We start from the raw sequence: 14,198 nt of genomic DNA on the forward strand, positions 1-14,198 counted from the left end.
GTTGCCGTCCTGGTTCTGCCAGGTGATCTTGGTGCCCGCCTCGGCGTCGAGCGCCGTGTAATACGCGCAATCCGGCTTCGGCGGAGTGCCCCAGAGCGGGGCCATGATCTTGAGGGGAGCGCCGGTACCGAGCTTCTTCGGGACCGAGGTGGCAAGGGCCGCAAGATCGATCTTGCTGGTGTAGCCGGCCGTGGAACCGTTCTTCGACGGAATGTCCGGCTTGGCGACCGTGCTGGCGACGAACGTCGGGAGCAGCTTGTCCGCGTCCTTGCCCGACGTGGCGCCCTCACGCGAACCGCTGTCCGACCCGCCACAGGCACTCAGCAGCGGCACACCGCCGGCGACAGCAGCCGCGGCGACCGCGGTCGAGGCGAGGAAGCTTCTCCGGCTCGGGGCGGAGCTCGCGGAGGAGGAGTTCGGCGTCATTGCGTCAACCCTTCATGGCGCACCAGGACACCCGGGGGGCGTGCCACCGGTCGGCTGCGGTGTCGTGAGTAACTGGCTGAGCTGAAGCGGACATCGGAGGGGGCACGCACAGGCGGTGCCCGGTCCGTCGTCGAAGCGCTTCGATGTTGCTGCGAGGTTAAGTGAACACCCCGAGGCGCACAAGAGCCGATCCCAACATTGCTCCGACCTGTATCCGACCTATATACGGGGCGGGCATCGGGCTCATGCGAGACTCCAGGCCGAGAGTTGTTGCCATGACGTGTCTTGACACTCACCGCTTCACGGCAACAGCATCGAAGCGCTTCGAAAGCGCGCACCCTCGTTCGACCACACTCGGATCGTCCGACCACCCGGGGCGCCTACCGCGCACAGCTCGCTCCACCACAAGGGGATTCCCACGTGACCGCACATTCGCTGCCTTTCCGCGATCCGCAACTGCCGTCCAGCGAACGCGTCGACGATCTGCTCGCGCGGCTCACGCTCGACGAACGGATCGCGATGCTGCACCAGTTCGCCCCCGCCGTGGAGCGGCTGGGCGTCGCGGCGTTCCGCACCGGCCAGGAGGCGCTGCACGGCGTGGCCTGGATGGGCCCGGCGACCGTGTTCCCGCAGGCGGTCGGTCTGGGCGCGACGTGGAACGACGACCTCGTACGCCGGATCGGCGAGGCGGTCTCCACGGAGGTCCGCGCCATGCGCGCCCGCGACGACCGCGTCGGCCTGAACGTCTGGTCCCCCACGGTCAACCTGCTGCGGCACCCCCTGTGGGGCCGCAACGAGGAGGGCTACTCCGAGGACCCGAAGCTGACCTCGGCCATCGCGACCGCGTACACCCGCGGCCTGCGCGGCGACCACCCCGCCTACTGGCGTACGGCGCCCGTCCTCAAGCACTGGCTGGCGCACAACAACGAGACCGGCCGCGACGTGACCTCCTCCTCGGTCCGCCCGCGCGTGCTGCACGAGTACGACCTTCGGGCCTTCCGCGACGCCGTCGAGGCGGGCGCGGTCGCGGGCGTGATGCCGGCGTACAACCTCGTCAACGGCCGCCCCAACCACGTCTCGCCGTATCTGCGCGAGCACCTGCGCGCCTGGACGGACCGCGACCTGCTGGTCTGCTCGGACGCGGGGGCGCCGTCGAACCTCGTCGACTCCGAGCACTACTTCGACACGCACGAGGAGGCGACGGCGGCCGCGCTGATCGCGGGCGTCGACAGCTTCACCGACCACGGCACGGACAACTCGCAGATCGTGGCACGCGTGCGTGGCGCCCTCGAGCAGGGGCTGCTGTCCGAGTCGGACATCGACACGGCGGTGCGCCGCCAGCTGTCCGTCCGCCTCAGCCTCGGCGAGTTCGACCCGGACCTCGACCCGTACGCCGGCACCAAGGACTTCGACACGCCCGAGCACCGAGCGCTCGCCCAGGAGGCCGCCGAGCAGGCGATCGTCCTGCTCAAGAACGACAGCGTGCTGCCGCTGGCCGCGGACACCCGCATCGCCGTGGTGGGCCTGCTCGCCGACGAGAGCAAGCTCGACTGGTACAGCGGCACGCTGATCCACCGCTCGACTCCGCTGGAGGGCCTGTACGAGCGGTTCGGCGCCAGTCAGGTGGAGTTCGCGGAGGGAGTCGACCGCGTACGGCTGAAGACCGCATCCGGTGCGTATCTGGCGGTGCCCGAGGCCGAGGAGGCGGACGACCAGGTGCGCGGGGCCGAGGGCGCCCTGGACCCGGCGCTCCTCGCGGGCCGCACGGACCTGCCGCCGCTGACCGCCGACGCCGCGGGGACCGACCTCGCGCTGATCGACTGGGGCGAGGGCGTGCTCACGTTCCGCGCCCCCGACGGCCGCTATCTGTCGGTCGCGGACGACGGCTTCGTCCGGGCCTCCGCGGACCAGCCCGGCGGTTGGGTCGTCCAGGAGCTCTTCCGCCTCGAAGCGTCCGAGACCCACGAGAACGGTCACCTCCTGAAGCACCTGGGAACGGGCCGGTACGTCACTGTCGCCGCCGACGGCGTGAAGGTTGCCGCGGAAGACCCGTCCGACGCGGAGGTCTTCGAGGTGGTCGTGACCGAGCGCGGCGAGGACGCGGTGGCCCGCGCCGCCGCCGCGGCCGACGCGGTGATCGTGGTCGCCGGCAACGACCCGCACATCAACGGCCGCGAGACCGAGGACCGCCCCACACTGCGCCTCCCCGGCCAGCAGGAACGCCTGCTGCGCGCCGCACGCGCGGCGAACCCGCGCACGGTCCTGACCCTCGTCTCCGCCTACCCGTACGTGGTCGACCACGAGGACATCCCGGCCGTGTTGTGGACCGCGCACGGCGGCCAGGCGGCGGGCACCGCGCTCGCCCGCGTCCTGGCCGGCGACGTCTCCCCTGCCGGCCGGCTGCCGCAGACCTGGTACGCGTCGGACGACGACCTGCCGGACCTGCTCGACTACGACATCATCGGCGGCCGCCAGACGTACCTGTACTTCGAGGGCACCCCGCTCTTCCCGTTCGGCCACGGCCTGTCGTACGCGTCGTTCGCGTACGACGACCTGTCGGTGCGGCGGGACGGGGAGATGGTCCGGGTTTCCTTCACCGTGACCAACACGGGCGATGTGCCCTCCGACGAGGTGGCCCAGCTCTACACCCGGGCCGTCGACCCGTCGGTCCCGCGGCCGCGCCGCGAACTGGCCGCGTACCGCCGCGTCCACCTGGCACCCGGCGCGTCGGCCGAGCTGTCCTTCGAACTCCCGGTCAGCGGGCTGGGGTTCTGGGACGTCGCCCATGGCCGCTGGTGGGTGGAGCCGGGCGAGTACGAGCTGCTGGCGGGGGCCTCCAGCGAGGACGTCCGGCTGCGCGAGACCGTCCGGATCGACGGCGAGGCAGCAGGCCCGCGTCCGGTCATCGCGCACGGCCTGGACGCCGCCGACTACGACGAGCAGCGCGGCACCGCGATCGTCGACCGTAGCAAGACGGCAGGCGACGCGGTGACACCGGTGGACGGTGAGGCGGGCGAACTGGTCTTCTCCAGCTGCGACTTCGGTGACGGTGTCAGCGAGGTGTCGGTCGAGGCAGCGGGCGAGGGCACCGTCGAGCTCCGGCTGCCGGACGGCGAGGTGCAGGCCACGGTCGCCGTCCCGGCGACCGGCGGCCCCTACGCATACGCCACCGTAGGCGCCGCGTTCGCGGCCTCCGGCGTGCACGACCTGCACATCAGGCTGCGCGGCCCGCTGCGGCTCGCGCACGTCGGCTTCTCTGGTTGAGGGTCCGGAAGAAGCCGGCGCACAGAGGAAGGGGCCCGGCACCGGAGGCAGTGGGATGCTCCGGTGCCGGGCCCCTTCGCCACGCGTATCGCGGCGGCCGGCCGGTGCTCGGCTAGAGAGCGAGACCGGTCAGGATCATGACCCGCTCGTACGTGTAGTCGTCCATCGCGAACCGCACGCCCTCGCGGCCCACACCGGACTGCTTGACGCCGCCGTACGGCATCTGGTCGGCGCGGTAGGACGGCACGTCGCCGATGACCACGCCGCCGACCTCCAGCGCGCGGTGGGCGCGGAACGCGGTCTGCAGGTCGTGTGTGAACACGCCCGCCTGCAGGCCGTACTTGGAGTCGTTGACGGCGGCGAATGCCTCAGCCTCGCCGTTCACCTTCTGCACGGTGAGGACCGGCCCGAAGACCTCCTCGCAGGAGAGGGTCACGCCGGCCGGTACATCGGCGAGCACGGTGGGCGCGTAGGAGGCGCCGTCGCGCTTGCCGCCGGTGAGCACCTGGGCGCCCGCCTGCGCGGCCTCGTCGACCCAGGACTCCACGCGCTTGGCGGCGTCCTCGCTGACCAGCGGGCCGACGTCGGTGGCGTCGTCCGACGGGTCGCCGGTGACCTGCGCCTCGACGGCCGCCACGATCCGCGGCACGAGGCGGTCGTAGAGGGAGGCGTCGGCGATGACGCGCTGGACGGAGATGCAGGACTGGCCGCCCTGGTAGTTGGAGAAGGTCGCGATGCGGTTCGCGGCCCAGTCGAGGTCCTCGTCGGAGGCGTAGTCGGCGAGGACGACGGCCGCGCCGTTGCCGCCGAGCTCCAGGGTGCAGTGCTTGCGCGGCACCGAGTCCATGATCGCGTAACCGACCTTGTCGGAACCGGTGAAGGAGATCACCGGCAGCCGCTCGTCCTGGACGAGGGCGGGCATACGGTCGTTGGGCACCGGAAGGACCGACCAGGAGCCCGCCGGGAGGTCCGTCTCCGCGAGCAGCTCGCCGAGGAGAAGCCCGGAGAGCGGGGTCGCGGGCGCGGGCTTGAGGATGATCGGCGCGCCGACGGCGATGGCCGGGGCGATCTTGTGGGCGCACAGGTTCAGCGGGAAGTTGAACGGCGCGATGCCGAGGACGACGCCCTTCGGGAAGCGGCGGGTCAGGGCCAGGCGACCCGCACCGCCCGCGTCGGTGTCGAGGCGCTGGGCCTCGCCGCCGTTGAAGCGGCGGGCCTCCTCAGCCGCGAAGCGGAAGACGGAGACGGCACGGCCGACCTCGCCGCGCGCCCACTTGATCGGCTTGCCGTTCTCGGCGGAGATCAGCTGGGCGATCTCCTCGGTCCGCTCGACCAGCCGCTTGGACACGTGGTCCAGGGCGGCGGCCCGTACGTGCGCGGGGGTCGCGGCGAATGCGTCCCGGACGGCGTAGGCGGCGGCCACGGCCTCCTCGATCTGGGCGTCGGTCGGGACGCTGACCTTGCCGACCAGCCGCCCGTTCCACGGGGAGCTGACGTCGAAGGTGGCCTCGCCGGTGGCCTGACGGCCGGCGAGCCAGAACGCGTGGGTGGCTGCCTCGTGTACCTGTGGCATGTGGGTCCCGGCCCTTCCGCTGTCGGTGTCTCGGGTGGTTCGTGGGCCGGTGGTGCGTGGTCCGCCGGCCCGGGTGGTCCGTGTCCCACCGTAGGGCCGGGGACAGCCGGGGTCGCTTGTCCGGTACGGAGTGATCGGCCCGCCGGGCACACCGCTTTGGCAGTGTGCCGCTGTGTGCCCACGATGTACGTCGCCGACAAGACGTACGTCGCCGTCAAACCGTGCAGCCCCGAGTCAAGCCGTGCAGCCGGAACCCATCACTCGCTCGTGACCCCGGATCCTGTCACTCGCTTGCCGTCGCCTTCAGCGCCAGCCACAGCTCCATGCGTACGTCCGGGTCGTCCAGGGAGCGGCCGAGGATCTCCTCGACGCGGCGCATGCGGTAGCGCAGTGTGTGGCGGTGGACGCCGAGGTCCGCGGCCGCCGCGTCCCACTGGCCGTGGCGTGACAGCCAGGCCCGCAGGGACGCGACGAGGTCGCCGCGGCCGCGCGCGTCGTGTTCGTGCAGGGCGCGCAGCAGCCCGTCCGCGAAGGCGCGTACCGCGTCGTCGGCGAGCAGCGGCAGCACGGAGCCGGCGGCCAGCTCCTCGTGCTCGACGAGGCAGCGTCCGCGCCGGCGGGCGACGGACAGGGCCTGTTCGGCCTGCTTGTAGGCGGTGGCGGCGGCGATCGGGCCGGCCGGCGCGGACAGGCCCACGACGAGTTCGTGCTCCTCGCCTGAAGTGCCCTCGCGCGCCGTGGCCTCGGGCGCGGCGGCGTCGCGTGCTGCGGCACGCGCGTGCTCCAGGGCGTCGGCGTACTGGGTGCACGCCGCTACCGCGGCCCCTCCGTCGGCGGTGAGCAGGACGAGCCGGTCGCCGTCGGGGACCACGAGAAGCGCCTCACCGGCGCGCGCCGCGGCGGCCTCGACGACGTCGGCGAGTGCGGCCCGCGGGTCGCCGGCCGGAGCATCGCCGGCGGGCGACGCAATCGCGGGCCGAATCGCAGCCGGCACGCACGCGTGGCCGCTCGCCTTCGATGGGGCGGCAGCAGACACACCCGCCAGGCCACCCGCCTGCGACTGACCCGCGGGCACGCGCGCGTGCCCGCCTCCCTGCGCCCGCGCGGGCGTGTCCTCGTGGGACGTGCCGTCGGGATCGCCGGTGTCCGTCCGCCCGGCGGACGGGGCACCCTTGGCGTGGGCCCGCGCCGCCGAGGCCGGTGCCGCCTCCGCGATGATCACGCGGAAGGGCGCGTCCAGCAGCCCGCCGTACAGGCCCCCGGCGACGGCCCGGGCGTGGTCGGGCTGCCCGGCCAGCAGCATCCGCAGCACGGCGGCGCCGATGCGCTGCTCGGCGGCGTGCAGCGAACGGGACCGCTCCGTGGTGAGCGTCAGCAGGGCGATCGCCGAGTGCACGGCGTACCGCTCCGCGGTGCCCAGCGTCGACGCGGTGCCGACGGCGAGCGCGGCGCGCGCCCGGCGGCCGGTGCCGAGGGAGTGCAGCTCCACGCGGTCCTCGCCGCCCCCGTCGCCCGGTGAGCCGCCCACGACGGCACTCGCCGGAGCGGTCCGCTGGTGCAGGCGCTCGACGTCGGGGGTGAGCCGGGCGGCCCGCCGGGCGGCCCACTCCGGTGCGGCGGCGACGACGGCGCCGGACGCGTCGTACAGCGCCGCCCAGCCGTCGACCTGCGCGGCGAGCGCGGCGAGGAGTCCCTCGGGGCCGCCGCTCAGCGCCTGCTTGGTGAGTTCGCGCTGGGCGGCGAAACCGGCGGTCACCGCCCGGTACTGATCGGCCGCGATGGCGGCCGACACGGCCTTGCTTATGGCGAGGAACGGCGTCCGCCGCGGCACCTCGAGCAGCGGCAGGCCCTCCGCCTCGGCCGCCTCGACGAGCGCGTCGGGGATGTCGTCGTAGTTGACGCCGACGCCGAAGCCGAGCCCGGTGACACCGGCGCCCACCAGCCGCTTGACATAGCGGCGCATCGCCTCGCGATCCTCCGCGTCCAGCTTGAGCGCGGTGGTCAACAGCAGCTCGCCGCCCTCCATGTAGGGCACGGGGTCGGCCAGCTCGCTCACGTGCGCCCACCGGACGGGGGTGTCCAGGTGGTCCTCGCCCGCGCGCACCTTCAGCTTGAGCGCGGAGTGCTGGACGAGCGAGGCGAGCGTGGGGCGCATGGGTCTTCAGATCTTCTTCACAGGTCGTGGGGCGGGTTCGCAGGTCGTCGGCCGGGGTGGCATCGAGGTGACATCGGCGTGATGCCCGGGTGCTACCGAGGCGCTTCCTTGGCCGCCGCGTATGAACGACCACTGCCGATTCTGCCTCACCGTACGGTGCCCAAGTGAGGAATGTCCGGACGTGACGACCGAATGACCGAACGTCACACCGTCACCACACCTCCACAAGCCGAAGGCCGGCCCTCAGCTCCTGAGATCCACCAGCAGCGGCGGCGCGTGCTCACCCCGTACGTTCGTGAGCGACAGCACCGCATGCCCGGGCGGCACGCCGTGGGCCAGCTCGGAGGCGGACCAGCGCTCGCGCTCGACCTGCCGGACGGTCACGGCGCGGGCCGTCGGAGCGTTACCGGTGATCACGCGCCGCAGGACATGCACGGTCTTGCCGAGCGGGGTCTCGGCGATGATCTGCCGGTCGGTGACGTCGCGCGCCTCGGTCCACTCCTTGCCCCACACCTCCGCGAAGTCCTGCCCGTCCCACGGCGTGAGCCCCGACAGCGCCATGCGGCAGCCGGTCGAGCCCAGCAGGGGCCCGCGCAGCGGCCGCGGAACGTCGTCGAGTGTACGCAGCGTCAGGACGGCCCCGGCGTTCGCCGACCGCAGCCGCTGGATACCGCGCACGGCCTCCGGCGTGACCGCGCCCGTCGCGTCGTCGAGGACGAGGCACGCGAACAGCGACCGGTCCTCGCGGACGGCGGCGCTGGCCGTGAACTGGGCGAGCACGAGCCTGGCGAGGATCCGGGAGGCGTCGGCGTGCCCGCGCTCGGGGAGGTCGATACGGACCCGGACGGGATGGTCGAGCGCCCGCAGCGAGAAGGGGCGCCCCTGGCCCGATGTGTCGAAGAAGGCCGCGAAGGCGGGCCGGTCGAGCAGAGCGATCCGGTCGGCGAGCACACTTCCCAGATCCCCGGGATGGCCCAACTGCCGCTCCCGCGCGTCGAGTTCCCGCAGCATCGCCTGCTGCCCCGCGTCGGTGAGCGCCTTGCGCAGCGCGCCCAGCGGACCGGGCGCACCGTCCAGGAGCTGCCGCAGCTCCGGTACGGAGGGGAAGCGGCCGTGGACCGCGTGGAACGGCCCGAGGAGCTGGGCGAGCACCGTGGTCGAGCGCCGGCTGCCGCCGCCGGGATGCGGGTCCGCGAGGTCGCCGACGAGGGCCTCGGCGAGAACCGCCGCGGCCTCGTCCGGATCATGGGTTCCGCCGTACAGATCGAGGTCGTAGGCGGATTCGGGATCGCCGATGCGCACGACGACGTCGTACGCGTCGGCGGGCCCGAGCCCGGCGCCTGCGGCCCCCACCACGACCACGGCGGCCCGCCCCGCGAGCGCCTGCAGGCACAGTGACTCGGCGAGCGGCCGTACGACACTGCTGGTCTTGCCGGATCCAGCGGGCCCGACGGCGAGCAGCGAGGTGCCGAGCAGATCGGGGCCGAGCGCCAGTCCGGTGCCGCGGTACTGGTAGGGGTTGCGCGGGTCGTCGGCGGTCGTGCCGATCCGTACCTGCGCGGTGGCCAGATCGTGCCGGGCGGCGCGGACGGGGAGGTCGCGCTCGCCGGAGGGGTGCAGACAGGCGGCGGCTCCGTCCTTGAGGACGGCCCGGGTGAAGGCCGCGAGGTTGTGCCGCCCGCTGCGCACGCCCTGCCACGCGCGCGTGATCCTCGCGTGGTCGACGTCGCGCATCAGCCCGGCGCGGGCTTCGGCTGCGAGCCGGTCGGCGGCTTCCTGGGCGCCGGCGGCCCTGAGCTGGGGCCATTCGGCGGGGTCCTCCGAGGGCGTGGGCGGGGGTTCGGCCCGCGGCCCGGCCCGGCGCCACGCGGGAGGCCCGTACCGTCGCCAGACCTCAGACCACCGGCCGAGCCGTCCGACGCCCACCATGATCACAAGGGCGACGACGGTGTAGTACGTGTAGACGGCGACGACGGCGGCGAACGAGTGGGGCTCCGCCCAGGAGTCGGGAATCATCGCGTAGAGCGGCAGCAGCCACCATCCGCCCAGGTATCCGTTCCACAGCAGCGACCAGATCAGCCACCCCACCAGGAACGCGATGAGCGCCCCGCTCAGCAACTGCCGCGCCGGGACGACCTCGGGCTCCTCGGCAGGCCGCGGCCGATGCCCGAACCGCCAGATACCGGGCGCGGCGTCGGGCCGGGGGGCCCGCAGCCAGGCCAGGAAGCCGGACCCATCGGGTAGGGCAGGCGCTCCGGGCGCCCGCACGGGCCGAGGCGGGATCCCTGCCAGCTGGCCGGCGGCCGGGGGTCGCGCGGGCTGCGACGGCACATCGGACGCCGGTGCGGCGGTCGGCGGCGGCCCGGCCGGGCGCGGCACCGGATCGGCGTGTGCGCCGTGTGCGTCCTGCGTGCCGTCGGTGTTCATCGCCCCTTGCCCCCTGACCTGCCGGTCTGCCAGTCCGTACGTGATGCGTCCTGCGACGTTCGCGAGTCAATCTAGTGCGCCCGTATGGGGAGTTCACCGGGTACGCGCCCGGGCCTGCGGGAATGAGTGCGTGAATGCGTCACCGCTCAGGCGCGGGCGCCCGGCGGGCGCAATGTCCACTGCGGAGAGCCGGCTATGTCCACGGAGGACAACCCACCCCTCCGACAACGCCCTCATGGAGCATGCCCACTCCCCTCCCTCGGACCTAGCCTGCGGAGAGAGAACCGAAGCGTCCGGAACGCATGCGCCCAAAAGAAGCGTCCGGAAGTCCGGACATTCCGGATACAAACCCGGATACGACTATCGCGAACACCACCCAGCACACCCAGGAGCCCCGCATGAGTGCACTTCCGCAGGAGCGCCGCGTCGTCACCGCCATCCCCGGCCCGAAGTCGCAGGAGCTGCAGGCCCGCCGTACCGCCGCGGTCGCGCAGGGCGTGGGCTCCGTGCTGCCGGTCTTCACCGCACGCGCGAGCGGCGGCATCATCGAGGACGTCGACGGCAACCGGCTGATCGACTTCGGCTCCGGCATCGCCGTGACGTCCGTCGGCGCCTCCGCCGAGGCCGTCGTACGACGGGCCTCCGCCCAGCTCCAGGACTTCACCCACACCTGTTTCATGGTCACGCCGTACGAGGGCTACGTGGCCGTCGCCGAGGCGCTCGCCGAGCTGACCCCGGGCGACCACGCGAAGAAGTCCGCCCTGTTCAACTCGGGCGCCGAGGCCGTCGAGAACGCCGTCAAGATCGCGCGCGCCTACACCAAGCGCCAGGCCGTCGTCGTCTTCGACCACGGCTACCACGGCCGCACCAACCTCACGATGGCGCTGACCGCCAAGAACATGCCGTACAAGCACGGCTTCGGCCCGTTCGCGCCCGAGGTCTACCGCATGCCGATGGCGTACGCCTACCGCTGGCCGACCGGCCCGGAGAACTGCGGTCCCGAGGCCGCCGCGCAGGCCATCGACCAGATCACCAAGCAGGTCGGCCCGGACAACGTCGCCGCGATCATCATCGAGCCGGTGCTCGGCGAGGGCGGCTTCATCGAGCCGGCGAGGGGCTTCCTGCCCGCGCTCGCGCAGTTCGCCAAGGACAACGGCATCGTCTTCGTCGCCGACGAGATCCAGTCGGGCTTCTGCCGCACCGGCCAGTGGTTCGCCTGCGAGGACGAGGGCATCGTCCCGGACCTGATCACCACGGCGAAGGGCATCGCGGGCGGCCTCCCGCTCGCCGCCGTCACCGGCCGCGCCGAGATGATGGACGCCGCGCACGCGGGCGGCCTGGGCGGTACGTACGGCGGAAACCCCGTGGCCTGCGCGGGCGCGCTCGGCGCGATCGAGACGATGAAGGAGCTCGACCTCAACGCCAGGGCGAAGCGCATCGAGCGGGTCATGAAGGACCGCCTCAACGCCATGCAGGACAAGTACGACATCATCGGCGACGTGCGCGGCCGCGGCGCGATGATCGCCATCGAGCTGGTCAAGGACCCGGCCACCAAGGAGCCGAACCCGGAGGCCACCGCCGCGCTCGCCAAGGCCTGCCACCAGGAGGGCCTGCTCGTCCTGACCTGCGGCACCTACGGCAACGTGCTGCGCTTCCTGCCGCCGCTGGTCATCGGCGAGGACCTGCTCACCGAGGGCCTGGACATCATCGAGGCGGCCCTGGCCCGCATCTGAGGAGCCACACCACCGGCCTGAGAAGCCGCACCGCCGTGCGGAACCGGCCGGGAGCTGCAGAGCAGGCAGGAGCCGGGAACCGCCCGAAGCGGGCGTTTCCCGGCTCCGAATGTGCTCTGACATGTGTGGACGCCACACGGTAGAACTGTCGTGACCTGGGGTAACGGTCAGAGGGTGTGAAGAACGTGTGCGAGGGCCATGGCAGGATGCCGTTCCGCCTGTTCGGTCCCGCACCCCTGCCGTAGGTTTGAGCCAGATGAGAGAAACACCCCGCTCACAGGCGACTGTGGGCGACGCCAGGTCGTGGCCTCCCCAGCTCCGTCCTGGTCGTGCCTTCGCGCACACCTCCGGAGTTTCAGGCTCCGGAACTCCTCACCGGTCGGACGGCCGCCCGCCCCAAACCCCCCGGGGCGTGCGGCAAACCGGCCAGGACGGCCGCCTCGGAACTACCCCCCCTGTTCCGGGGCGGCCGAACGCGCTTCGGAGCCCGCGCGTGCAGGGCCTGACCGCCCTCCTCTTCCTCTTCGCCCTTCTCACCTGGCAGGTGGCCGTCGACGGCCCACTCCGCCGGGCGGACGAGCGCATCGGCCTGGCGGCCCGGCAGACCCGCCTCCCCAACACCGTGGCGGAATTCTTCGCCGACCTGGGCAGCATGACGGTCGCAGTGCCGATCCTGGCCGGGGTGGCCGGATACGTGGCCTGGTACGCCCGCCGCACCGGTGCACCCCGCTGGTGGCTGCCGCCACTGGCCGCCCTGCTGGCGATGGCAGCCGTCCCCCTGCTGGTCGTCCCGCTGAAGCTCCTGATCGACCGCCCAGGCCCGCCCGGCATGCCGCTCGGCGACGGCTTCTACCCCTCAGGGCACACCGCCACCGCGGTCGTGGCGTACGGAGCGGCGACGCTGCTCCTGCTTCCGTATCTGCGCGGCAGCGCCTACACCCGCCGCGAGGTGGTGATCGGCTGTCTGGTGCTGAACGCAGCCGTGGGATTCGGCCTTGTGCGCCGTGGCTACCACTGGCCGCTGGACGTGCTGGGCAGCTGGTGCCTGTGCGGGGCGCTCCTCGTGCTGCTGAGCGCATGTGTGGACAGATTCGGCGAAGCCCGTGGCGACTCGCCTTCGTAAGCAGCCTTCACCGTGAACGGGTGCACGCGCGCGTGGCGGCCCTGATCAGCTGTCGAATCCCAGGCCCAGCCGGTCCATCGCCTTCAGCCACGCGTTACGCCGGCCGCCGTTCGCGTCGGCGCGCGCCAGCGACCACTTGGTGAGCGCGATGCCCGTCCAGGCGAACGGCTCGGGAGGAAAGGGCAGCGGCTTCGTGCGGACCATCTCCAGGGACGTACGTTCGGTGCGCTCGCCGGCCAGCAGGTCGAGCATGACGTCCGCGCCGAAACGGGTGGCGCCCACACCGAGGCCCGTGTAGCCGGCCGCGTAGGCGACGCGGCCCTGGTGCGCCGTGCCGAAGAAGGCCGAGAAACGGGAGCAGGTGTCGACGGCACCACCCCACGCGTGCGTGAAGCGCACGCCCTCGAGCTGCGGGAAGCAGCGGAAGAAATGGCCCGCCAGCCTCGCGTAGGTGTCCGGCCGGTCGTCGTACTCGGCACGCACCCGGCCGCCGTACCGGTAGACGGCGTCGTAGCCGCCCCACAGGACGCGGTTGTCCGCGGACAGCCGGAAGTAGTGGAACTGGTTGCCGCCGTCGGCCAGGCCCTGGCGGTTCTTCCAGCCGATGCCGGCCAGCTGGGCCGGGCTCAGCGGCTCGGTCATCAGCGCGTAGTCGTAGACCGGGACGGTGTACGGCCGGACGCGCCGGACCAGGGACGGGAAGACGTTGGTGCCGAGGGCGACCCGGCGGGCCAGGATGCGGCCGTACGGCGTGCGGACGCCCATGCCGGCGCCGCGCGGCGTCAGGGAGAGGGCCGGGGTGTGCTCGTACACCCGTACACCCAGCGAGAGGCAGGCTCGTTTGAGGCCCCAGGCGAGCTTGGCGGGGTGGAGCAGGGCGACGCCGCGGCGGTCCCAGAGTCCGCCGGTGAATGTCGGTGAGTCGACGTGTTCCTTTACCGCCTCCGCGTCCAGGAGTTCGATGTCGTCCGCGAGACCGAGGCGGCGCATCGCCTCGTACGTCTCGCGGAGCTCCTCGGCCTGGTACGGCTCGGTGGCGACGTCGATCTCGCCGCTGCGTTCGAAGTCGCAGTCAAGGGAGTAGCGGGCGACCGCCGCCTCGATCGCGTCGAGGTTGCGGGCGCCGAGCTCCTCCAGTCGCGCGATCTCGTCCGGCCAGCGGGACTGGCCGTTGGCGAAGCCGTGGGTGAGCGACGCGGCGCAGAAGCCGCCGTTGCGGCCGGAGGCGGCCCAGCCCACCTCACGGCCCTCGACGAGCACCACGTCGCGGTCCGGGTCGCGCTCCTTGGCGAGGAGCGCGGTCCACAGTCCGCTGTAGCCGCCGCCGACGACGAGCAGATCGCACTGCTCGGCGCCGGCGAGGGCGGCTTCGGGGCGCGGCCTGCCGGGGTCGTCCAGCCAGTAGGACACCGGCTGGGCGTCGGAAAGGGATTTCGTCCACTGGTTCATGGCGCTTGAGGCCATGATTGTCAACTCCCCACAGTTTTCCGGAAAGGT

The 14,198-nt window shown here is 72.5% G+C and carries 8 protein-coding genes; 3 read left to right on the forward strand and 5 right to left on the reverse strand.

Translation table 11 applies throughout. From position 1 onward, the window contains the following. Positions 1 to 426, reverse strand: a 426-nt coding sequence (locus STSP_RS08930) for a twin-arginine translocation signal domain-containing protein (protein WP_157902799.1), incomplete at its 3' end; no start/stop codon positions are given. Between the two features lie 420 nt (positions 427 to 846). Here STSP_RS08930 and STSP_RS08935 point away from each other — a divergent pair. Beyond that, on the forward strand, positions 847 to 3,690 hold the full coding sequence (locus tag STSP_RS08935; RefSeq protein ID WP_067274427.1) for a glycoside hydrolase family 3 C-terminal domain-containing protein: 2,844 nt from the start codon (positions 847 to 849) through the stop codon (positions 3,688 to 3,690). A 112-nt stretch (positions 3,691 to 3,802) separates the two neighbouring features. On the opposite strand, the gene STSP_RS08940 is transcribed toward STSP_RS08935, so the two are convergent. From STSP_RS08940 to STSP_RS08950, 3 genes are all read right to left on the reverse strand, one after another. Beyond that, complete coding sequence (locus STSP_RS08940; RefSeq protein ID WP_067274430.1) at positions 3,803 to 5,263, reverse strand: aldehyde dehydrogenase family protein; 1,461 nt, start codon at positions 5,261 to 5,263, stop codon at positions 3,803 to 3,805. A 283-nt stretch (positions 5,264 to 5,546) separates the two neighbouring features. After that, complete coding sequence (locus STSP_RS08945; RefSeq protein ID WP_067274431.1) at positions 5,547 to 7,418, reverse strand: PucR family transcriptional regulator; 1,872 nt, start codon at positions 7,416 to 7,418, stop codon at positions 5,547 to 5,549. Positions 7,419 to 7,661: 243 nt separating this feature from the next. Then, complete coding sequence (locus STSP_RS08950; protein WP_067274434.1) at positions 7,662 to 9,845, reverse strand: ATP-binding protein; 2,184 nt, start codon at positions 9,843 to 9,845, stop codon at positions 7,662 to 7,664. 398 nt (positions 9,846 to 10,243) lie between these two features. On the opposite strand from STSP_RS08950, the gene gabT reads away from it, so the two are divergent. Beyond that, positions 10,244 to 11,578, forward strand: a complete 1,335-nt coding sequence (gene gabT / locus STSP_RS08955) for a 4-aminobutyrate--2-oxoglutarate transaminase (RefSeq protein WP_067274437.1) — start codon at positions 10,244 to 10,246, stop codon at positions 11,576 to 11,578. A 493-nt stretch (positions 11,579 to 12,071) separates the two neighbouring features. After that, positions 12,072 to 12,701, forward strand: a complete 630-nt coding sequence (locus STSP_RS08960) for a phosphatase PAP2 family protein (protein ID WP_332835355.1) — start codon at positions 12,072 to 12,074, stop codon at positions 12,699 to 12,701. 45 nt (positions 12,702 to 12,746) lie between these two features. Here the strand turns inward: STSP_RS08960 and STSP_RS08965 are convergent, their stop codons facing one another. Further along, positions 12,747 to 14,165, reverse strand: a complete 1,419-nt coding sequence (locus STSP_RS08965; RefSeq protein WP_067274440.1) for an NAD(P)/FAD-dependent oxidoreductase — start codon at positions 14,163 to 14,165, stop codon at positions 12,747 to 12,749. Positions 14,166 to 14,198 lie beyond the last annotated feature (33 nt).

It is taken from the genome of Streptomyces jeddahensis (assembly GCF_001642995.1).
Classification (GTDB): Bacteria; Actinomycetota; Actinomycetes; order Streptomycetales; family Streptomycetaceae; genus Streptomyces; species Streptomyces jeddahensis.